Below are 19,693 nucleotides of genomic sequence, written 5' to 3'. Positions count from 1 at the left end.
GCCCGTTGTAAAAAAGATCCCGGTATGCGGGGCTTCGGCCCCGTATACCGGGATTTTTTGCGTGAAGGTGGACTCTCGATTATTACGACGGCGTCACAAGCAGCTAGACTCGGTTGTTGGGTTTCATTGAGCCCATCCACATCCTTGTACTTTCTACTCAGGAGGACGCTTGCTAAGCGCATTCGGCCGGGCGTTTCGGACGCCTGATTTGCGACGCAAGTTGTTGTTCACGCTGGGAATCATCACAATCTTCCGCTTGGGAGCTTTCATCCCCTCGCCTGGTGTGAACTACCAGAATGTCCAGCAATGCTTGAACAACGGTGACACCTCGCAGGGCATCTACCAGCTGGTCAACTTGTTCAGCGGCGGCGCGTTGCTGCAGGTCTCGATCTTTGCACTGGGCATCATGCCCTACATCACGTCGAGCATCATCGTTCAGCTGCTCCGGGTGGTCATTCCCCGGTTCCAGCAGCTCTATGAAGAGGGCTCCTCGGGCCAGTCGAAGTTGACCCAGTACACCCGGTACCTCACCATCGCGCTCGGACTCCTGAACGCCACCACGCTGGTGTCCTTGGCGCGGTCCGGCCAGCTTCTTCCGGGTTGTAACCTCCCGATCATTCCTGATGACAGCATCATTACGACGCTGCTCATCATCATCACCCTGACGGCCGGCACGGGCCTCATCATGTGGATGGGCGAGCTCGTTACGGAGAAGGGCGTGGGCAACGGTATGTCGTTGCTCATCTTCACCTCCATTGCTGCAGGCTTCCCGCGTTCACTTGGTTCCATTTGGGAGACGAAGGGCCCGGGAACGTTCTTCATTGTCCTGGCAATCGGCTTGCTCACGGTGGCCCTGGTGGTCTTCGTGGAGCAGTCCCAGCGGCGAGTTCCTGTCCAGTACGCCAAGCGCATGATCGGACGCCGCACCGTGGGTGGCACAAGCACCTACATCCCCATCAAGGTGAACATGGCCGGCGTCGTGCCCGTCATCTTCGCTTCCTCCATGCTGTACCTGCCAGGCCTGATTGCGCAGTTCAACCAGCCGAAGGCAGGGGAGCAGCTGGCACCATGGGTTGAGTGGATCAACAATAACCTCACCCGTGGTGACCACCCCATCTACATGGCGCTCTACTTCGCCATGATCGTGTTCTTCACCTACTTCTACGTGGCCATCACCTTCAACCCTGAAGAAGTGTCGGACAACATGAAGAAGTACGGCGGGTTCATTCCGGGCATCCGGGCGGGTAAACCGACCGCGGACTACCTGCAGTACGTGCTTTCCAGGATCACCTTGCCGGGAGCCTTCTACCTGGGCTTCGTGGCATTGATTCCGCTGGTTGCACTCGTCCTGATCAATGCCAACCAGAACTTCCCGTTCGGTGGTACGTCAATCCTGATCATGGTGGGTGTCGGCCTGGAAACCGTCAAGCAGATTGATGCGCAGCTACAACAACGTCACTACGAAGGGCTTTTGCGATGACGAGAATGCTGATCATTGGACCTCCCGGTTCGGGTAAGGGTACGCAGGCTGAGCGGATTTCCGAGCGCCTCGGCGTAGTCGCCATCTCCACCGGCGACATCTTCCGTGCCAACGTTAAGGGCGAAACCCCTTTGGGCATTGAAGCCAAGAAATACATGGACGCTGGTGACTTCGTTCCGGACAGCGTCACGAACAACATGGTTCGTGACCGCCTGAGCCAGAGCGACGTCGAGAATGGCTTCCTTCTGGATGGTTACCCGCGCACCACCGCGCAGGTCGACTACCTGGACCAGATCCTCGCTGAAGGCGAGCAGGAGCTCGACGTCGTGCTCCAGCTAACTGCCGACGACGAAGAACTGGTGTCCCGCCTCCTGGGCCGTGCGAAGGAAACCGGGCGCTCTGACGACAACGAGGCCGTCATCCGTCACCGGCTGGACCTTTACCACGAGCAGACTGAGGCCGTTGTTGCCAAGTATGCCGAGCGCGGCATCCTGACGAAGGTGGACGGAATCGGCGGCATCGACGAAGTGACCGACCGCGTCCTGACCGCCATCGAGTCGGCCAAGGCCGTCTAGCACGGCTTTTCCACATAGCCGGATCATCGGCGCTGGAGCAAAGGGTGTGTCCCGTACCATTGGTGCGGGACACACCCTTTTCGTTTCGCGGCAGTTTTTTGGGGGAACCGCATGCAAACAGCTCTTTGCGGACACAGCAGGATTGCAGGTTTGGAGGTCTACCTTCCACCTGCGCGCCTGGAGACTTCCGCCGTCGAACGCCGTATTGGTGAGTCGAGTCCGGGGTTCCGGGTACCCAAGGGTTTGATTTCCCGTGTTACCGGGATCCGCTCCCGGAGCGTCATGGCTGACTCCGAGCAAGCATCGGACCTTGCGGCCAATGCAGCGGCAAAGCTCCTTGCCGAATGCGGGCTGCAGGCCCCGGACATAGACCTCCTCATCTTCGCGTCCGCCAGCCAGGACATGGTGGAACCGGCCACGGGCCACATGGCCGCCGCCAAACTTGGACTCTGCTGCCCTGTGATGGACGTGAAAAATGCGTGCAACAGTTTTCTGAACGGTCTGGAAGTGGGCGATGCCCTTATTGCCACGGGACGGTATGCCAGGGTCCTGGTGGTCACAGGGGAGTCGCCGTCGCGGGCGATCCGTTGGAGGGTTCCGGACTTTGCCACTTTCGCGTCAAGCTTTCCCGGGTACACCATGAGCGACGGCGGCGCGGCAGTGTTGCTTGAACCTGCGGGTGCAGAGGCAATGGAGTCGGACGGACTTGAGGCCGGGCCGGCCGGCATTCTTGGCATGGGCTTCACTGCCCGAAGCAGCCACTGGTCTGTCGGCACTTTGGCTGCAGGTGGATCTGCGTATCCGCGCGATCCGGAAGCTACCTATTTCACCATGGACGGGGAGAAGCTCAAGGACGCGTTTCTGGATCTGGGCTGCGGCGTCCTGGACGAAACGTTGGACCGGCTGGAACTGCAGTGGACGGACTTCGCCGTGGTTTGCGTGCACCAAGTGAGTGCACCGTACCGGGAGGTCTTTGCGGAACGGGCCGGTGTTCCATCTGAGTTGCTGGTGCCTTCGGTAGAGGACTTCGGAAATTTGGCCTCAGTTAGCCTGCCCCTGCAATTGAAACTCGCCGTGGACAGCGGACGCTGCGGTCCGGGCGATCTCGTGGCCTTGGTGGGACTCGCCGGCGGCGTCAGCCTGGGTATGGCGGTGGTGCGGCTGTGACGCTCGAACGCCATCCCGGAAGCACGGCCCCTACCCGGCCCTTGTCCATCGCGCTGCCCATGCTGAACGAAGAGAAGCTTGTCAGGCAGACGCTGGACTCTCTTGCGGCCCAGGAACATCAGGACTTCACTGTGGTGGTAGTCGACAATGGATCGACGGATGCCAGCTGTTTGATCGTCTCAGAGTTCGCCGCGGCTCATCCCCACATGGATATCAGGCTTGTACATGAAGCCGAGAAGGGTACGGGCGCGGCCGCTGACACGGGCATGCGCTTCGGTGTGGAGCACGGCGCAAGGTGGCTCGCCCGGACAGATGCCGATTGCCTCGCTGCGCCGGATTGGACCGCCAAAATTGTTCGGGCGTTCGAGGACGGTTTGGAACTCATCGCCGGCCAACTCGTGCCCCGCGGGGACGAAGGGATCAGTACGCGGGAGCGGCGGACGATGTTGCTCGCAGTCGAGATCGCATCATTCTTCGGCCGGATCCGTCCCGGCAATAAGGGGGAGGGGTACCTGGGCCCTTATCAGATGCTTCCAGGGTGCAATATGGCGATCACGGCAGACATGTATCACCGTTCCGGGGGATTCCCGCGGACCAGCATAGAAGACCTCCATGAAGACCGAGCACTGTCCAACCGCGTGCGAAAGCTGACCCGTAATTACGCGTTGCGCCGGGATGTTGTGGTGTACGGCTCCTCACGGCGGGTCAAAGCGTGGGGTTTGAAGAACACCCTTGCTTGGTATGCGGACCACCGGTACCGCCCGGAGCACGTGGACATCCGGTGACGCCGTGATTTTCGAGGGAGGAATGCCCAACAGCAGGGTGCCAAGCGGCAGGATGCCCAACGACCGCATGCCCAACAGAAGAATGTCCAGCGGCGTCAGGAGCAAGGCCGAACGCTGGGAGCAGCGTGTCCAGTTGGGGGCGCATCCATTGCTGTACCCGGCCATCCGAGGTCTCGGCAGCATACGGCCGGTGATGCGTCTGCCCGGCCTGGGGATCCTTGTCAGCGAAGCCGCCTTGGTGCGCGAAGTTCTCATGGATAGCCAACGATTCATCAAGAACGGACCGTCGGGATCGGGTGCGCTCTGGACTCCCGTAGTGGGACCAAAGGCGTTAGTGAACATGGACGGCGCGGAGCACAGGGAACTGCGGCGCAAGCTGGCTGACCTCTTCACTCCAGGCTCGGTGGCGGCGATTGTCGAGCCGGCGGCTGATTCGCTCCATGACCGGTTACACCACGGACTGGACGCAGGTGGCCACGTAGATCTGGTGGACTGCGTCAAGGAGCTTGCTGGGGGAGTCATCTCCAGGCTGCTGGGCGTGCCAGATGATGCCCCTGGCCGGTTGCCCAATAGGGAACTCTTCAATTTAGGGTCTTCCATCTCTTCGCTCGTACGCCTGGGGCGCCCCACGCTGACGGAGAGGCAGATCGCCAAGGGAAGATCCGCCGTCGGGGTTTTGGCAGGACCGGCGCGGGTAGCGTACCGAAAGAGCGACTCCCAAACGTTTCCCGGTCGATTGCGCGCACTCGGCATGACCGAGGAAGAAGCCATGGGCATCATCAGCGCGTTCGTGATGGTGGGAACAGAGACGTTGGTGTCCTTTGTTCCGCGCCTGATTGCCCTGCTCGCTGACAGCAGACGCATAGAAGGCCTCGTTGAGGATCGGTCCAGTGTTCCCTCCGCCGTGAACCAGGCATTACGGTTCACTGTGCCGTCCCCGATGATGCTGAGGGATGCTGTGTCTCCTTGCACCCTTGGCGGAGTCGCTATCCGGGCCGGAGACCGTCTTTTGCTATCCACCGTTCACGCCTCCAAGAGCCTGGGCGGATTCGAGCCTGGGAGTCCCATCCCGCCGCATGCGCGGCAGCTGTGGTTCGGAGCGGGTCCGCACTTTTGCATCGGCATGCCATTGGCCATGGCCGAGATCAATGCGACGCTATCTTTGCTCCTGGACAGGTATGCCCGGCACCCGTGGGTCGTCTCGTCCCGGCAAGTGAGCAGAGGTGTGCTGATTCCCGGTTACAGGAAGTTGGAGCTGGCCAATGCCTGATGACGCATTGTTCGAAGAAACCTTGTCCGGCACCGATCTCATCGAGGCCGTCTATGCCGCAGCTGGGCGCGTGCCAGACAGCCCAGCGATCACGGCGCCCGGCAGGTTGCGTCCAGGACGGACCATCACATACCGCGAACTGGTGAAAGGTATAGATGGTACTGCCCGGCATCTCCGTGATGATGGCTTCGGTGCCGGTGAACGGATGCTGTTCTCGGTTCGCCCAAGCCCAGCAGCGTTCATCCTGGCACTGGGGGCCGTCCGCGCCGGTGGTTCTGTGGTGTTCATCGATCCAGGGATCGGACCGTCGCTGTTCCATGACCGGGCAAGGCTAGCTGCCCCACGGTGGGCTGCCGCTGAGTCCCTTCTGTACGCGCTGAGTACCAGGAGCCCACTGCGGCCGCTGGCCCGGCGACGGGGATTGCTCCTGCCGGATTACGGTGCCATGGACGTCCGGCACTACTATTCCGGCCCCTGGCTCCCTGGCGTTCCCCGAGGCGCGACGCCGGTGAAGCGACTTGCCAGTCCGGCTCTTCCTGTGGATAGCGTTCCGCCTTCCACAGGGGAGTCCTCCGGGCAGGAAGCCGTGATCATTTTTACGTCGGGGACCACGGGGGCGCCCAAGGGTGTAGTACATACACGGGATTCGTTGGGGGCAGGATTCGAGCAGCTCAACCAGCGCTGTACCTTTGGCGAGGGCGATCGGATCCACTCCGAGCAGCTCATGATGGGCTTGCCGGCACTCGTCGCCGGCGCGCACTGGACCATGCCCGGCTATGGCTTCTCCGCGCACATTGATCCTCTTCGTTTGGCACGCGAGCTTGGGCCTGTTGCTGGCAAGAAGCACTCTTACGACGGCGCGACGCACCTTTTCCTTGTCCCCTCCCAGTTGGCGCCCATCCTGGATGCTGTCGAGGATGGGAGCGTCAGGCTCCCAGGAACACTACGGACTGTGATGCTTGGAGCCGCGCCGGTGCTGGCTCCCTTCCTGAAACGGGCAACGACACTGCTTTCCGACGTCGAGTTCAAACTCATCTACGGCATGACGGAGTTGCTGCCAATCGCCGTCGCCGATGGTACGGAGAAGCTGGCCTTTGCGTCCGGCGCTGATGCCGAATTCACGTCGCCGGACGGAAGTGGCGAAGGCGATTTCCTCGGCGAGCCGCTGCCCGCCGTCGGGATCCGGGTAGGGGAGGATCACGAACTACACGCCCGGGGACCGAACATGTGCCACGGATATCTGGGTGAGGACGCCATGATCGAGCACGCAACCGGAGACCTGGTACGGCTGGACCACGGTGCGGGAGGCCCCGGAACGGGTCCCGCGCGCCTGGTGATGATCGGTCGCAAAAAGGACATGATCATCCGGGGCAAAACCAACATCTACCCTGCACTGTATGAACCGCTGATCACTTCCGTTCCCGGAGTTAAGCAGGCCGTCATGGTGGGGGTTCCGGACGGGATCGGTGATGAAGCTGTTTGGCTGGCCGTCGTGGCTGCTCAGGGGAAACCAGGGGCGCAAGGAGAGCCAAAGGCAAAGGGGCAATCAGTGGGGCAGCTCAAAACAAAACTAACCAAAGTCCTCCCGGCCTTGATTGACGAATCCGCTCTCCCGGATCACATCGAAATCCTTGATGACATCCCTCATAGCGGACGCCACAGGAAGCCGGACCGGGAAGCACTTCGGCGCCAATTTGCCCGTAAGTCCGCTGACAAAGCCGGGGCGCAGTGAAAATCGCGGTTACCGGGGCCACAGGCTTCATAGGGGGAGCAATCGCCGCTGCCGTACAGGCTCAAGGGTGGGATGTTGTTCGTTTCGCGCGACGCCACGGCCCTGGACTGACGTATTGGGACCTAATGGGTTTGCCGCCTGGCCAAATGCCAGCCGTGGACGCGGTGATCCATGCCGCCGCCCACGTAGCGGACTGGGGCGCGGCCCGCATGTTCTACCGCACGAATGTGCTGGGTACCCGTGCCGTGGCTGAGGCCTACCCAACAACACGACTGGTGCACATTTCCAGTTCAAGCGTGTACCCGTGGTGGGAGCCCTGTACCAACCGCGGCGAAGAAGACGTGGCTGTGCGCCACCTCAACGCCTACGCAAGTAGCAAGGCGCTCGCCGACGTGGAGGCCCGACGACATCGCAACGCCGTGGTTCTTCGGCCACATGGAGTTTATGGACCAGGGGACCGGACGCTGCTGCCGCGCCTGATCAGCAATGTCCGCCACGGACGGCTTCTCACCGTTGGGCATGCCGGTATTCGTCATCAACTCACCAATGTTGAGAATCTGACAGAGGCGGCGTTGGCAGCTTGCCAGTCCGATGCCCGCGGGGCCATCAACGTGGCCGACGCGGAGCCGGTGGAGCTCGGCACCGTGCTTAGGCAGGCGCTTGCTGTCACTGGCCATGCGGGGGTGGGTATCAGCTACATTCCCGAACCCGCTGCCATGGCTCTTGCCGGCATTTCCGAGGCCGTTGCCCTCGCTTCCGGCCGGGCACCACGCCTCACGCGCTACGCCGTGAGCCAGCTCGGAAAGGACAGAACTTACCGTTTGGACCGCCTCCGCGAAGAGCTGGGAATCGAACCAATTTCGACCACGCTCTCCGATGCGGGAAAATGGTTGGAGCACGGGGCCTGATCGGCTCCGACAGCAAACCATCCAGAGGAGAACATGGCGTTCGGTCAGCCCCGCATCGAATACAAAACCAACGAGCAAATGCGCAAAATGCACGAGGCTGGTTTGGTACTCAGCCGTGCCCTTGACGCTGCCGTTGCCGCGGCCAAGGCAGGCGTCACCACCAAGGACCTCGACGACGTTTTCGCGGCAGTCCTGAATGACGCCGGGGCCAAGTCCAACTTCCTTGGCTACCACGGCTTTCCCGCCACCATCTGCACGTCAGTCAACGAGGAAGTCGTCCACGGCATCCCTGGAAACCGCGTCCTCAACGATGGCGACATCATTTCCATCGATGGCGGCTGCATCGTCGATGGATGGCACTCGGACTCCGCCCGCACCGTCATCGTTGGCACGGCAGATCCTGAAGACCAGCGACTCTCGGACGTCACTGAGGCCGCCATGTGGCGAGGGATCGCTGCGCTGGCCAAGGGCAAGTTCGTAGGCGACATTGGCAATGCGATTGATGACTACGTTTCTTCTGTCCCCGGAAAGCCCCTGGGCATCCTGGAGGACTACGTGGGCCACGGCATTGGTTCGGAAATGCATATGGCACCGGACGTCCTGAATTACCGCACCAATCACCGCGGCCCGAAGATCCGCGCGGGGCTGTGCCTGGCGATCGAGCCGATGCTGGTTCGCGGTGGCATCGAGACTGCCACCTTGGACGATGACTGGACCGTTGTCACCACCGACGGCAAGCGCTCGTGCCAGTGGGAACACTCGGTGGCCGTGCACGAAAAGGGCATCTGGGTCCTGTCCGCCCCGGACGGCGGCGCCGAGCAGTTGGCGCCGCTCGGCGTCGTGCCCGTCCCGATCCCGTAACCTAGCGAAGCCTGCTCCCGGCCCGGCCCGGCGTGCTGCGCAGGCTCAGGGCGTTGCCTCGAGGTGGACAATGGTGCCATGAATGCGATCACCGATGTACCGGGAATCCGTATTGGCCACGTTCAGAGGAACCACGGCGGGTGGCTCAGTGGCGTGACAGTCGTCCTTCCACCTGTGGGAACCGTGGGATCGGTGGACGTGCGCGGGGGAGGCCCTGGTACGCACGAAACGGATGCCCTGGACCCTACGACGTTGGTTTCGACGGTCGACGCCGTCGTGCTGACGGGTGGCAGTGCGTTTGGGCTGGCCTCAGCTACTGGTGCCCAACTCTGGTGTGAGGAGCAGGGCCGGGGCTTTGCGGTTCCCGGGACAGTGGTGCCGATCGTTCCGGCCGCGGCCATCTTTGACCTGGGGCGCGGTGGTGACCTCAAAGCGCGGCCCGACGCCGGCATGGGTTACCAGGCAGCCGCCGCAGCGCTCGCCTCAGGTGACCACGCCGCCGTCGAACGCGGAAATGTCGGCGCAGGCACGGGCGCCGTAATCGCCCGCGGCCAGTACAAAGGTGGTGTCGGTACATCCTCGATCACGCTCGAAAGCGGGATCATCGTCGGTGCCATAGCTGTGGTGAATGCGCTGGGTGCGCCCGTGGGTGGGGGCCCGCAACCCTCTGCGCGCTCGGTCGTTCCTCCCCAACGGCTCCCCAACCTCGCAAGCTCGGCCGGGGACCCCGGCCGTCGTGGCCCCACCTTGGACGCGCGCGGCCGGGTTCCGGGCCCCCAAGGCAAGTCCCCCTCTGCTCCCGTCGTTTCTCCCCAAGGGCTTAACACCACGCTCGTCGTCATCGCTACGAATGCTGTGCTCGATGTTGCCGAGTGCAAGCGGACGGCCAGCTCTGGGCATGCCGGGCTGGCGCGGGCCTTGGATCCGTCCCACACTTTGGCGGACGGTGACACCGTTTTCGCCCTGGCGACTGGCGCCGTCGGGCTTGATCGCAGTACCGAGCAGGCACGGCAGGTATCGCTCATAACGCTCCAAAGTGCCGCAGCTGAGGCCGTGCGTTTGGCGATCCTGGACGGTGTTGAAGCGGCCGAAAGTGTCACGACGGCGGTAGGAGACTTCCCTGCTTACCGGACCGTAGGGGAGTGACGGGCGGCGATACGTGCGCTACCATGGACGGATTTAACTTTCCGGCCCCATTGGCGTAGAGTTATTTGTTGGTTGTCTGTGCAGCCACGCCCTTTTTAGTGTCGTGGTTCCAAGAGGGCCAAGCAAACAAAAAACGTCCGTTGGATTTTCGGTGCCTAACCGGAGGACAGCGGCAAACAACAGTTAGCGGAGGATATGGCCAAGAAGGACGGGGTCATTGAGATCGAGGGCGTTGTGACTGAGGCGCTGCCCAATGCGATGTTTCGTGTTGAGCTCACCAACAAGCACGTCGTTCTCGCACACATCTCTGGGAAGATGCGTCAGCACTACATTCGAATCCTCCCCGAGGACCGGGTAGTGGTGGAGCTGAGCCCATACGACCTCACACGTGGTCGTATCGTCTACCGCTACAAGTAAATTGCTGGGCGGCCCAGGCAATAGTGCCAAGCCGCTCCAGCAGATCAACTGCAAAACACGCAAAGGAACGCCATGAAGGTCAAGCCGAGCGTCAAGCAGATCTGCGACAAGTGCAAAGTGATCCGCCGTAACGGCCGGGTCATGGTGATCTGCGAGAACCCGCGCCACAAGCAGCGCCAGGGCTAATTCCCCTTCAGGGAATCAGCGCCCGCAAGGGCAAACCTGGGTTGCTAGCCCACGCAAGTAAATAAAGGCAGCACAAGTTGTGCCAGGACTGCATTACAGAGCCTGGTCAACGTACCCCCGGTCGGAGGCTGGGGCCACACGGATCGTGTGGGTGTACTGCCTACGACCTCCGGTTTATTCAAGGAGTACCGCCACTATGGCTCGTCTCGCTGGCGTAGACATTCCCCGCGAAAAGCGGTTGGAAATTGCGCTTACTTACATCTACGGCGTGGGCAAGACCCGTGCACACGAAACCCTGGCTGCCACCGGCATCAGCGCTGACGTTCGCGTCAAGGACCTGACTGACGCCGAGCTGGTCCAGCTGCGTGACTACATTGAAGGCAACTACAAGGTTGAGGGTGACCTTCGCCGCGAGGTAGCCGCTGACATCCGCCGCAAGGTTGAGATCGGCAGCTACGAAGGCCTGCGCCACCGCAAGGGCCTGCCCGTACGCGGACAGCGTACGAAGACCAACGCTCGTACCCGCAAGGGCCCGAAGCGCACCGTCGCCGGCAAGAAGAAGGCCGGACGTTAATCCCTCGGGATTGACCTGGTTTTCCCCCGATAACTTTCTGTAGGAGAAACAATGCCCCCGAAGACTCGTGGAGCGGTTCGTAAGCCGCGTCGCAAGGATAAGAAGAATATTGCGCTTGGCCAGGCGCACATCAAGAGCACCTTTAACAACACCATCGTGTCCATCACGGACCCGAACGGTGCTGTAATCTCCTGGGCTTCCGCCGGTGAGGTTGGCTTCAAGGGCTCCCGTAAGTCCACCCCGTTCGCTGCCCAGATGGCTGCTGAAGCTGCTGCAAAGCGCGCTCAGGAGCACGGTCTGCGCAAGGTTGACGTATTCGTCAAGGGTCCGGGATCCGGACGCGAAACCGCAATCCGTTCGCTTCAGGCTGCTGGCCTTGAGGTTGGCTCCATCCAGGACGTCACCCCCAGCGCCCACAACGGTTGCCGCCCCCCGAAGCGCCGCCGCGTCTAATTAGGTATTCCCTGTCTGACCGGCCGGGCCTGCTGTACATGGGTTAGACCATCTACAAGCATGGCCCGGCTGGTCAGGCTGGAAACCGAAGCCGATTTCCACCACCTGTGTTGCGTCATATAGCGGATGCTCGCCGAAAGGAAACCTAAGTGCTCATTGCACAGCGCCCCACCCTGTCTGAAGAAGTTGTATCCGAGAACCGCTCCCGTTTCATCATTGAACCGCTGGAGCCGGGCTTCGGCTACACCCTCGGAAACTCCCTCCGCCGTACCCTGCTCTCCTCCATCCCCGGTGCCGCTGTAACCAGCATCCGGATCGATGGCGTGCTGCACGAGTTCACCACGGTTCCGGGTGTCAAGGAAGATGTCACCGAGATCATCCTGAACATCAAGAACCTTTCGGTTTCCTCCGAGCACGACGAGCCGGTTGTTGCTTACCTGCGCAAGCAGGGCCCCGGAGTCGTCACCGCTGCGGACATTGCTCCGCCGGCCGGCGTCGAATTCCACAACCCGGATCTGCACATTGCCACTCTGAACTCGAAGGGCAAGTTCGAACTCGAGCTGACCATCGAGCGCGGCCGTGGCTACGTTTCGGCAGCTCAGAACAAGTCCGGCGACTCCGAGATCGGCCGTATTCCGGTCGACTCGATCTACTCGCCGGTCATGAAGGTAACCTTCCGCGTGGAAGCTACCCGTGTTGAGCAGCGCACCGACTTCGACAAGCTCATTGTCGACGTCGAGACCAAGCAGGCAATCGCTCCCCGCGACGCCGTTGCTTCTGCAGGCACCACCCTGGTGGAACTGTTCGGTCTGGCCCGTGAGCTGAACACCGCAGCTGAAGGTATCGAGATTGGCCCGTCGCCGACGGACGCTGCCCTGGCAGCGGACATGGCTCTGCCGATCGAGGATCTGGACCTTACCGTCCGTTCCTACAACTGCCTCAAGCGTGAGGGCATCCACACCGTGGGTGAACTCGTTGCCCGCTCCGAGGCTGACCTGATGGACATCCGTAACTTCGGTGCGAAGTCCATTGACGAGGTCAAGGCAAAGCTCGTCGAACTGGGTCTGTCCCTCAAGGACTCCCCTCCCGGTTTCGATCTCGCAGCCCGCGCCGCAGCCATCGAAGAGGACGACGCCGCGTTCAGCGACGACGAGCTCTAAAAAGCAGATCTTGGCCGTCAGGTCCAGCGATGGACCTGACCGGCTTACATAACAGGAGAAATTATTATGCCTACCCCCACTAAGGGTCCGCGCCTCGGAGGCGGCCCGGCTCACGAGCGCCTGATGCTCGCGAACCTGGCAGCTGCTCTGTTTGAGCACAAGCGCATCACCACCACGGTCACCAAGGCCAAGCGCCTGAAGCCGTACGCAGAGCGTCTGGTCACCTTCGCCAAGCGTGGCGACCTCTCTTCCCGCCGCCGCGTTCTCGGCCTGATCAGCGACAAGGGCATCGTCCACGAGCTGTTCACCGACATCGCCGGCGCCGTCGCCAACCGCGATGGTGGCTACACCCGTATCACCAAGATCGGCAACCGCAAGGGCGACAACGCTCCCATGGCTGTCATCGAGCTCGTCCTCGAGCCGGTTTCCCCGAAGCAGGCCGTAGTTGCTGAAGCAACCGCTGCTGCTGCAAAGGCTGCCCCGGCTGCTGAGGAAGAGGTTGTTGAGACCGAGGCTGTGGAGACCGAAGCTGCTGAAACCGAAGAGGCTCCGGCCGCTGAGGCCGAGGCTGCTGACGCTGAAGTTGCTGAGACCGAAGAGGCTCCGGCCGCTGAGGACAAGAAGTAATTCACTGAATTCTTCACAGTAGACTTAAGTCTATGAACGAACGAAAACCCGCTGCCCCCGCTTTGGGGGGCGGCGGGTTTTTGCGTGTCCGCATGGATCTTTCGTATGACGGAGGACCCTTCAACGGCTGGGCACTCCAGCCCGGTCTGCTTACGGTGCAGGGGGCATTGGAGGAGTCATTGGCACTCCTCGTGCGCCGTCCGGTCCGGGTCACGGTTGCTGGCCGCACCGACGCCGGTGTCCACGCCCGCGGCCAGGTAGTCCACCTCGATCTGACGGAAGCCGAGTGGCTGGGACTTCCGCGCGGGCACGAACTCGACCCCGCCGTCGCGCTTTTGCGTCGCCTTCGCGGGGCCCTTAGCCGTATTCTCGGGGATCTTACCGGTGCCATAGAAGTGCACGACGCCGGTCTGGCGCCCGAAGGTTTCGACGCCCGGTTCTCGGCGTTGTGGCGTCGTTACAGTTACCGCATTGCTGATGGCGCGGAGCGCTGGGATCCCGTGCTTCGAGGAATTACGCTGTGGCACAAGGCGCCGCTGAATGTTGAGCTGTTGAATGAAGGCGCCGCCCAGTTGCTGGGGCTCCAAGATTTCCGTTCCTACTGCAAGCCCCGCGAGGGCGCCACCACCATCCGCGAATTGCAGAAGTTTGAGTTCGGACGGGGGAGCGACGGGGTCATTGTCGCTACAGTTCAGGCCGATGCGTTCTGCCACAACATGGTCAGGTCCTTGGTGGGCTCGGCCCTGCGCGTGGGCGAAGGCCTGGAGCAACCGGGGTGGCTTCATGAACGTCTTCTGGAACGGAAGCGTGATGCCAAGTCTGTCTTGGCTGCACCCCACCCCTTGGTGCTGGAGGAAGTTGCGTACCCGTCGGATAGCGAGCTGCTGGCACGGGCGGAGCTGACGAGGGCCCGCCGGGAGTAGTTCCCACTGGACCGACCTGGGGTCCGGACGGCCCGGACATTGGAGGACCCCCTCCCGGCTCTGGGTACCGGAAGGGGGCCGTTGTGGCCGTCCACGGTCTGGGATCCGCGAACGGCCGGTCTAATTCCCGCGTCAGGATCAGCTGAAGGCCTGGATGATCTTGATGGCTGCGGGACCCAGAAGGACTATGAACAGCACCGGGAAGATGCAGAAGAGCAAGGGGAAGAGCACCTTGACGGGGAGCTTCATTGCACGTTCTTCTGCATTTTGACGGCGCTTGACGCGCGCTTGCTTCGCTTGGGCACGCAGGACATTCGCGATTCCGATGCCGTATTTGTCAGCTTGGATAACTGCAAGGACAAAGCTGCGGACGTCCGGGACTGTGGAGCGTTCCGCCAAAGCTTCGTAGGCTTCCTGACGGGGGCGTCCAACTTGAATATCTTGCAGGGTCCGCATCAGTTCATGTGCCAGCGGCCCTGCACCGTATGTTGAAACCCGTTCGACGGCTCCCTCAAAGCCCAGCCCCGCCTCCACGGAGATGAGCATCTGATCAAGCGTGTTGGGGAACTCCAGTTGGATGGCTTCCTGCCGCTTGAGGCCTGTGTTGTACACCAGGAGATCCGGAATGAAATACAGGAAGGCCGTCAGGAACAAGCCGAATCCGATGCTGACTGGGCTTGGCCCGCTCGCGATCAAAAGAACGCCAACGAGTGCACCTGACGCTGCCAAAATCGGTTTGATCGCAATGAGCTTGGTCAGGGGCATGGATTGGGGCCGACCTGCAAGGGCGAGCCATTGGTCCAGTTTCGCCTCGTAACTGCCCGGGGTCAGTTTGCGTGCTACACCGAGGAGCAGCGGAGGACGTTTGATATCAACGCCGGCACCCTGTGCGAAACCGGAGCCAAGGTTGGTCTGCACGGCAACGATCCCTTTACGGTCCATTGTTGCCAAGGACCAGGCAAAGTAGGCCAGAGGCAGAACGATGGTGGCGATGATGAGCCACGCTATGAGAGTCATTGATCTGTCCTCCTAGAACTTGATCTTCACAGTTCGGCTCATCCAGAAGCCGCCGATGACGAACAGCAAGCCCGCAGCCACCAGCAGGGCGATACCCACAGGGTGTTGGGCGAACACTTTCATGTAGCCCGGGTTCATGATGGTCAGGATGATGCCAACACCCACCGGCAATGCCATCAGAATGTAGGCGGACATCTTTCCTTCAGCGCTGAGGGACCGGACATGGCCCTTGATCTCGCTCCGTTCGCGGATCGTTCCCGCCACCTGCTCAAGGACTTCCGCCAGGTCGCCACCCACTTCGCGATTGATCTGGATCGCTTGCCCGATCCACCGGAAGTCTTCGCTGTCCATACGGTCCGCACAGTCTTCAATGGCTTGCCGTGCGTCCTTGCCAATTCGGACTTCGTTAACTATTCGGGAAAGTTCCTCCGAGGTGGGGGCCTGCGCTTCGAGCGCTACGGATTCAAGCGACCGCATGATGCTGTGGCCGACTCGCAAACCACCGATGAGCATCTGGATGGTGTCCGTAAGTTGCGTCTCGAACTTGGCTCGCCGCTTTTCGGTCTTCACGACGAGTATCAATTTGGCGACGAACGGGGTGGCGATCGCCAAGAGGATGCCGATGATCAGGTTGATCAGGAACGAACCCAGCACGCCGATGACGACAGTCGAGGTTGCCACGATGACCGTGAAGTCCGCAGGGGCCTGCTTCACGCCGGCCCTGTAAAGAACCTCCCGGTTGAAGAGACCACCCGATCGACCAATGGCAGCATCGACGAATTGCACTGCCGACTGGGAAACACGGCCAACAGCGGATTCGTCGGGAACAGTGCCTATACGCCTGCGGTCAAGGGGAAGGCTTCCGTTGCGGGGTTTCAGGACAACGATTACCAATACAAGCAGGGCGGCAATGCAGAGACCCACAGCCGAGATGAACAGGATAGGCGAGTCCATTGTTATCGCCTTCCAACAGGGGCAGGAGCCACTCCGAAGACAGCCGGCGAGACGTGTATCCCCAATTCTGTAAAGCGGTCCAGGAACCTTGGCCGGATACCGGTTGGAAGGGCCCGCCCGAGGAAACGCCCTTGAGCATCCAAGCCTGCCGAGTAGTCGAAAAGGAAGGCATCCTGGAGGGTAACGACGTCGCCCTCCATGCCTTGGACTTCGGTGACATGAGTGACGCGACGTGTGCCGTCGCGCAAGCGTGTCACTTGGACTATCAGGTCCACTGCCGATGAAACCTGTTCGCGGATGGCGCGGAGCGGAAGGTCCATGCCGGCCATCAGGACTAGTGTCTCCAGCCTTGCAATGGCATCACGTGGCGAGTTCGCGTGCACTGTGGAAAGCGATCCGTCGTGGCCGGTATTCATGGCCTGGAGCATGTCTAGTGACTCTCCACCGCGGACTTCACCGACGATGATCCGGTCGGGACGCATACGAAGGGAGTTCCGGACAAGATCGCGAATAGTGACTGCGCCCTTGCCTTCGATGTTTGGCGGCCGGCTCTCCAACCTCACCACGTGCCGTTGCTGCAGCTGGAGCTCGACAGCGTCTTCGATGGTCACGATGCGGTCAGACTCGGGGATGAACGATGAGAGCACGTTGAGCAGGGTCGTCTTTCCGGTACCCGTACCGCCGGAGACGATGACGTTAAGCCGGGCGAGGACACATGCGCTTAGTAGTTCAGCCATCTCGTGGCTCATAGAGCCCCACTCGATCAGGTTGCGGACTGTAAGCGGCACATGGCTGAACTTCCTGATGGTCAGCGAAGGACCGTTGACGGCCAAGGGAGGAATGATCGCATTGACGCGCGAACCGTCTTCCAACCGGGCATCCACCAGGGGCGATGACTCGTCAATTCGGCGACCCACCTTGGAGACGATTCGCTCGATGACTTTCCGAAGATGGTTGTCCGAGCTGAATTGCAACTCGGTCAAGGCAAGGTGTCCGTGGCGTTCCACGTAGATCTGGTCGAACCGATTGACCATGACTTCCGTGACGGACGGATCCTCCAAGAGGCGCTGCAGCGGTCCGTAGCCCATCACTTCATCCGAAACTTCCCGGATGAGCCGGCGACGTTCCTCGGGGGAAAGGGGCACCTGTTCGTCGTCGATAACGGCTGAGAGTTCGTCAACCGCGAACGACCTCAGGTCTTCTTCCGACGAAGACGTGTCACCGATCCTGCTGCCCATGCGCTCGAAAAGAGCTGAAGCGGCCCGTTGCTTCAACCCCGCCAATGCGTCGACTGCTGGCGCCGAGGGCGATCCACCAAGCAGTGGCGTGGTGGGACCAGGTACTGTCGGGGGTGGCGCTAACGTAGAGGCCGCGGGGTTAAGGTGAGTGTTGTCGCCGGAGGGGATCTCCGCTGCGGCAAGCGGGTTGTTCTTCGTTAGCCGTTCCGAGAGCTTCATGACACCACTACCCTTCGGTGCACTTTGGTCTGCGGTACCGTAGCGAGCCGAGGGTCAAACCGCTCGACCAGCTTTTTCAGACCCTTGGTTGCGGAGTCCCGCGTGGTCCCTTGAAGAACCGGCACCCCCCGGTTGGTGGAGAATGGCAGGTTCCGGGAGCGGGGGATTACGGTGTCAATGGGGACGCCGATAGTAGCCTCGACGTCCTGTACGGAAATGCCGCTCTTTCTGTCCGCGAAGTTCAGCACCGTGTGTCGGCCCTGTGGGAGGAGCTGCAGTTCCTTGAGCACGCTGAAGCACTTGCGCAGCCCCCGGATGCTTGGGACGTCCATGCCGCACACCCAAACGCCATCGGTGGCCAGCTCCAGCGTCGCAAGGCAGTGCTCACCCAGTCCAGGAGCGGTGTCCACCACCACATACTTGAACTCGCTGGCTAGCTGGTTGAGCAACCTGGAGACGTGGTCCGCCGTGATGTAATCAGACTCCGAGGGCTTTCGTGGTGCGCACAGGGCATAGATTCCCGCCGGGTGGACCGTAAGGAAGGCCTTGAGCACCATGGAGTCTTGCGCCGCTGGTCCGTGAACTGCTTCAGTGATTGAGTGTTCAGGTTCCAGCAGCAGACCGGAGGCGACGTCACCGAATTGCAGATCAAGATCCACAATCACGACTCCCATGGGTGCCATGGCCCCGAGCCCTACGGCAAGGTTGGTTGCGACGGTGGTCTTTCCCACGCCGCCCTTGGGCGACATGACGGCAATGACACGGCCCCGGTCCTGGCCGGACTCGGCGGCCGGCTGCATGCCTCGGCGGCGGCTGGCCGAAGCGAGGCAAGCGCGCTCCAGAAGGACCCGAAGCTCATTGACCTCGATTTCCGGTGAAACGACGTCCCTGACACCTGAATGCATGGCGCGAAGCACGATGTCTGGCTCTGGGGTAGAAACCAGCAAGAGGCTGATTTCCGGGTACTGCAGGTCGAAAACCGTGGCCAACTTGAGGGCATCATCCGGGTTGACGCCAGGTCCGAGAATCATTACTTCCGGCGGTGCACCCGTCAGTTGCTTGAAGACCTCGTCCGTTCCTGCCTGGAGCACATCCGGGGAGAGCGTTTGCAGGTCACCATGTAAAGCACCCGTGATGGCCTGGCGAACCCGGCCCTCGAAGTCACGGACCGCAGTTATGGCTACAAATCTGCTCATTTCAACTCGCCTCCCAGAGTGGTTACCGGCGGTTCGCTCTTCGCGGTCTTGTCGGTCTGCTTGGACAGATAGATGGTGCCGAATTCCGCTCCGAAGACCATCTTGGCGGCGTTCGCGTCGCTGAGGGCTACGGTCACATATGCGGAACCATTGGGCAGGGCGACGGCATCGGTGTTGGCGGATTTCTTTTCGGTGTCCGGTGCGGCCTGCTGGACTGCAGTGACCAAGACATCGTGGTACAGCAGTTTGGTGTACTGCTTCCAGCCCTTCACCTCGGCCGGCAGGTCTACCCCATCGGGGATGTCCCCGTCCACCTTGAATGATGCGAACACTGTGACCGTGTCCCCGGCTTCGAGGCGGCCACCGAGGATGCGCTCGGGTGCCAGGATGAACGTCTGTTCCTGCAAACCATCCGGTACGGGGACCGTGCCAGGGGCCAAGTCCTTGGGGCTTACCAACTTGACGCCGAGCAGTTGTTCTCCTGGCTGCAGGTCCACTGATGTGACCTTGCCGTTCTGATCGTTGAGGGCGGCGATGGTGCCGGGTGCCACCGCAGACTGCGGCAGTGTTTCTGTCTTCACCTTGGAACCGATGTCCTCGGCCTTGGTGCCGGCTGGAATCCGTTCCTTGACCACAAGAACGTTTACGGGATCTAGCCCTTGCTGCGCCCGCTTGTCGGCCCCCTGAACATAGGTGACTAGCAAGACGGTGCCGATGACTGCCAAAAGCAGTGCAGCAATGCCTCCCAGTAGGCGTGCTTTCACTTTCTAACTCCCTTCGGGTTTCCTGAGATAGGTAGCGCTCT

21 protein-coding genes are annotated in these 19,693 nt (G+C 61.3%); 16 read left to right on the top strand and 5 right to left on the bottom strand.

Annotation, left to right across the window (positions count from 1 at the left end):
* Positions 1 to 169 precede the first annotated feature (169 nt).
* The 16 genes from secY to LDN90_RS17975 all read left to right on the top strand — a co-directional run bounded on the left by secY (position 170) and on the right by LDN90_RS17975 (position 14,264).
* Positions 170 to 1,480 (top strand): preprotein translocase subunit SecY, encoded by a 1,311-nt coding sequence (secY, locus tag LDN90_RS18050; RefSeq protein ID WP_216925094.1) that lies wholly within the window; start codon positions 170 to 172, stop codon positions 1,478 to 1,480.
* A 5-nt stretch (positions 1,481 to 1,485) separates the two neighbouring features.
* Positions 1,486 to 2,055, top strand: a complete 570-nt coding sequence (locus tag LDN90_RS18045) for an adenylate kinase (protein ID WP_216925201.1) — start codon at positions 1,486 to 1,488, stop codon at positions 2,053 to 2,055.
* A 111-nt stretch (positions 2,056 to 2,166) separates the two neighbouring features.
* Positions 2,167 to 3,222, top strand: coding sequence for a 3-oxoacyl-[acyl-carrier-protein] synthase III C-terminal domain-containing protein (locus LDN90_RS18040; RefSeq protein ID WP_223946559.1), 1,056 nt, complete (start codon positions 2,167 to 2,169; stop codon positions 3,220 to 3,222).
* Positions 3,219 to 4,007: a glycosyltransferase gene (locus LDN90_RS18035; RefSeq protein WP_223946558.1), complete on the top strand. Its 789-nt coding sequence runs from the start codon at positions 3,219 to 3,221 to the stop codon at positions 4,005 to 4,007. The genes LDN90_RS18040 and LDN90_RS18035 overlap by 4 nt, the downstream gene beginning before the upstream one ends.
* Complete coding sequence (locus LDN90_RS18030) at positions 3,964 to 5,277, top strand: cytochrome P450 (protein WP_223946557.1); 1,314 nt, start codon at positions 3,964 to 3,966, stop codon at positions 5,275 to 5,277. The genes LDN90_RS18035 and LDN90_RS18030 overlap by 44 nt, the downstream gene beginning before the upstream one ends.
* Positions 5,270 to 7,009, top strand: coding sequence for a class I adenylate-forming enzyme family protein (locus LDN90_RS18025; RefSeq protein ID WP_223946556.1), 1,740 nt, complete (start codon positions 5,270 to 5,272; stop codon positions 7,007 to 7,009). Before LDN90_RS18030 ends, LDN90_RS18025 begins: the two co-directional genes overlap by 8 nt.
* The gene (locus LDN90_RS18020; RefSeq protein ID WP_223946555.1) at positions 7,006 to 7,917 is read left to right on the top strand and encodes an NAD(P)-dependent oxidoreductase; all 912 of its coding nucleotides are present in this window, start codon (positions 7,006 to 7,008) and stop codon (positions 7,915 to 7,917) included. Before LDN90_RS18025 ends, LDN90_RS18020 begins: the two co-directional genes overlap by 4 nt.
* Positions 7,918 to 7,950: 33 nt before the next feature.
* Positions 7,951 to 8,778 (top strand): type I methionyl aminopeptidase, encoded by an 828-nt coding sequence (map, locus tag LDN90_RS18015; protein WP_223946554.1) that lies wholly within the window; start codon positions 7,951 to 7,953, stop codon positions 8,776 to 8,778.
* Positions 8,779 to 8,856: 78 nt separating this feature from the next.
* Positions 8,857 to 9,924 carry a P1 family peptidase gene (locus tag LDN90_RS18010; RefSeq protein WP_223946553.1) on the top strand — a complete coding sequence of 356 codons (1,068 nt, stop codon included), beginning with the start codon at positions 8,857 to 8,859 and terminating at the stop codon, positions 9,922 to 9,924.
* Positions 9,925 to 10,119: 195 nt separating this feature from the next.
* Positions 10,120 to 10,341, top strand: a complete 222-nt coding sequence (gene infA / locus LDN90_RS18005; protein WP_011775571.1) for a translation initiation factor IF-1 — start codon at positions 10,120 to 10,122, stop codon at positions 10,339 to 10,341.
* 72 nt (positions 10,342 to 10,413) lie between these two features.
* Positions 10,414 to 10,527, top strand: coding sequence for a 50S ribosomal protein L36 (gene rpmJ, locus LDN90_RS18000; protein WP_011775570.1), 114 nt, complete (start codon positions 10,414 to 10,416; stop codon positions 10,525 to 10,527).
* 196 nt (positions 10,528 to 10,723) lie between these two features.
* Entirely contained in the window at positions 10,724 to 11,101 is a 378-nt protein-coding gene (gene rpsM, locus LDN90_RS17995; protein WP_011775569.1) for a 30S ribosomal protein S13, read from the top strand.
* A 51-nt stretch (positions 11,102 to 11,152) separates the two neighbouring features.
* On the top strand, positions 11,153 to 11,554 hold the full coding sequence (rpsK, locus tag LDN90_RS17990) for a 30S ribosomal protein S11 (RefSeq protein WP_014922380.1): 402 nt from the start codon (positions 11,153 to 11,155) through the stop codon (positions 11,552 to 11,554).
* Positions 11,555 to 11,703: 149 nt separating this feature from the next.
* Positions 11,704 to 12,714, top strand: a complete 1,011-nt coding sequence (locus LDN90_RS17985) for a DNA-directed RNA polymerase subunit alpha (RefSeq protein ID WP_011775567.1) — start codon at positions 11,704 to 11,706, stop codon at positions 12,712 to 12,714.
* Between the two features lie 66 nt (positions 12,715 to 12,780).
* A complete protein-coding gene (gene rplQ, locus LDN90_RS17980; RefSeq protein WP_216925100.1) occupies positions 12,781 to 13,341 on the top strand; it encodes a 50S ribosomal protein L17 in 561 nt (186 codons plus the stop codon).
* Positions 13,342 to 13,373: 32 nt separating this feature from the next.
* A complete protein-coding gene (locus LDN90_RS17975) occupies positions 13,374 to 14,264 on the top strand; it encodes a tRNA pseudouridine synthase A (RefSeq protein ID WP_223946552.1) in 891 nt (296 codons plus the stop codon).
* A 138-nt stretch (positions 14,265 to 14,402) separates the two neighbouring features.
* On the opposite strand, the gene LDN90_RS17970 is transcribed toward LDN90_RS17975, so the two are convergent.
* Genes LDN90_RS17970 through LDN90_RS17950 form a run of 5 tightly spaced genes read right to left on the bottom strand, consistent with a single transcriptional unit; the run spans position 14,403 to position 19,652 of the window.
* Positions 14,403 to 15,281 (bottom strand): type II secretion system F family protein, encoded by an 879-nt coding sequence (locus LDN90_RS17970; protein WP_223946551.1) that lies wholly within the window; start codon positions 15,279 to 15,281, stop codon positions 14,403 to 14,405.
* Between the two features lie 12 nt (positions 15,282 to 15,293).
* Entirely contained in the window at positions 15,294 to 16,235 is a 942-nt protein-coding gene (locus tag LDN90_RS17965; RefSeq protein ID WP_223946550.1) for a type II secretion system F family protein, read from the bottom strand.
* A 2-nt stretch (positions 16,236 to 16,237) separates the two neighbouring features.
* Entirely contained in the window at positions 16,238 to 17,692 is a 1,455-nt protein-coding gene (locus LDN90_RS17960) for a CpaF family protein (protein ID WP_223946549.1), read from the bottom strand.
* Positions 17,689 to 18,888: an AAA family ATPase gene (locus LDN90_RS17955; protein ID WP_223946548.1), complete on the bottom strand. Its 1,200-nt coding sequence runs from the start codon at positions 18,886 to 18,888 to the stop codon at positions 17,689 to 17,691. Before LDN90_RS17955 ends, LDN90_RS17960 begins: the two co-directional genes overlap by 4 nt.
* A complete protein-coding gene (locus LDN90_RS17950) occupies positions 18,885 to 19,652 on the bottom strand; it encodes an RcpC/CpaB family pilus assembly protein (RefSeq protein WP_223946547.1) in 768 nt (255 codons plus the stop codon). Before LDN90_RS17950 ends, LDN90_RS17955 begins: the two co-directional genes overlap by 4 nt.
* Positions 19,653 to 19,693: the final 41 nt, after the last annotated feature.

This window comes from Arthrobacter sp. NtRootA1 (genome assembly GCF_019976975.1).
Classification (GTDB): domain Bacteria; phylum Actinomycetota; class Actinomycetes; order Actinomycetales; family Micrococcaceae; genus Arthrobacter; species Arthrobacter aromaticivorans.
Note: the sequence above shows the minus strand (reverse complement) of the source record. Positions and strands in the feature narration are given on the sequence as shown.

What these genes read in the sequence shown, in the direction of transcription:
- LDN90_RS17975 (WP_223946552.1), top strand. Translation starts at nt 13,374, where the DNA reads ATGAACGAACGAAAACCCGCTGCCCCCGCTTTGGGGGGCGGCGGGTTT.
- LDN90_RS17960 (WP_223946549.1), bottom strand. Translation starts at nt 17,692, where the DNA reads ATGAAGCTCTCGGAACGGCTAACGAAGAACAACCCGCTTGCCGCAGCG.
- LDN90_RS18025 (WP_223946556.1), top strand. Translation starts at nt 5,270, where the DNA reads ATGCCTGATGACGCATTGTTCGAAGAAACCTTGTCCGGCACCGATCTC.
- LDN90_RS18030 (WP_223946557.1), top strand. Translation starts at nt 3,964, where the DNA reads ATGCGGACCACCGGTACCGCCCGGAGCACGTGGACATCCGGTGACGCC.
- infA (WP_011775571.1), top strand. Translation starts at nt 10,120, where the DNA reads ATGGCCAAGAAGGACGGGGTCATTGAGATCGAGGGCGTTGTGACTGAG.
- LDN90_RS17970 (WP_223946551.1), bottom strand. Translation starts at nt 15,281, where the DNA reads ATGACTCTCATAGCGTGGCTCATCATCGCCACCATCGTTCTGCCTCTG.
- rplQ (WP_216925100.1), top strand. Translation starts at nt 12,781, where the DNA reads ATGCCTACCCCCACTAAGGGTCCGCGCCTCGGAGGCGGCCCGGCTCAC.
- rpsM (WP_011775569.1), top strand. Translation starts at nt 10,724, where the DNA reads ATGGCTCGTCTCGCTGGCGTAGACATTCCCCGCGAAAAGCGGTTGGAA.
- map (WP_223946554.1), top strand. Translation starts at nt 7,951, where the DNA reads ATGGCGTTCGGTCAGCCCCGCATCGAATACAAAACCAACGAGCAAATG.
- LDN90_RS18010 (WP_223946553.1), top strand. Translation starts at nt 8,857, where the DNA reads ATGAATGCGATCACCGATGTACCGGGAATCCGTATTGGCCACGTTCAG.
- rpmJ (WP_011775570.1), top strand. Translation starts at nt 10,414, where the DNA reads ATGAAGGTCAAGCCGAGCGTCAAGCAGATCTGCGACAAGTGCAAAGTG.
- LDN90_RS17955 (WP_223946548.1), bottom strand. Translation starts at nt 18,888, where the DNA reads ATGAGCAGATTTGTAGCCATAACTGCGGTCCGTGACTTCGAGGGCCGG.
- rpsK (WP_014922380.1), top strand. Translation starts at nt 11,153, where the DNA reads ATGCCCCCGAAGACTCGTGGAGCGGTTCGTAAGCCGCGTCGCAAGGAT.
- LDN90_RS17965 (WP_223946550.1), bottom strand. Translation starts at nt 16,235, where the DNA reads ATGGACTCGCCTATCCTGTTCATCTCGGCTGTGGGTCTCTGCATTGCC.
- LDN90_RS18040 (WP_223946559.1), top strand. Translation starts at nt 2,167, where the DNA reads ATGCAAACAGCTCTTTGCGGACACAGCAGGATTGCAGGTTTGGAGGTC.
- LDN90_RS18045 (WP_216925201.1), top strand. Translation starts at nt 1,486, where the DNA reads ATGCTGATCATTGGACCTCCCGGTTCGGGTAAGGGTACGCAGGCTGAG.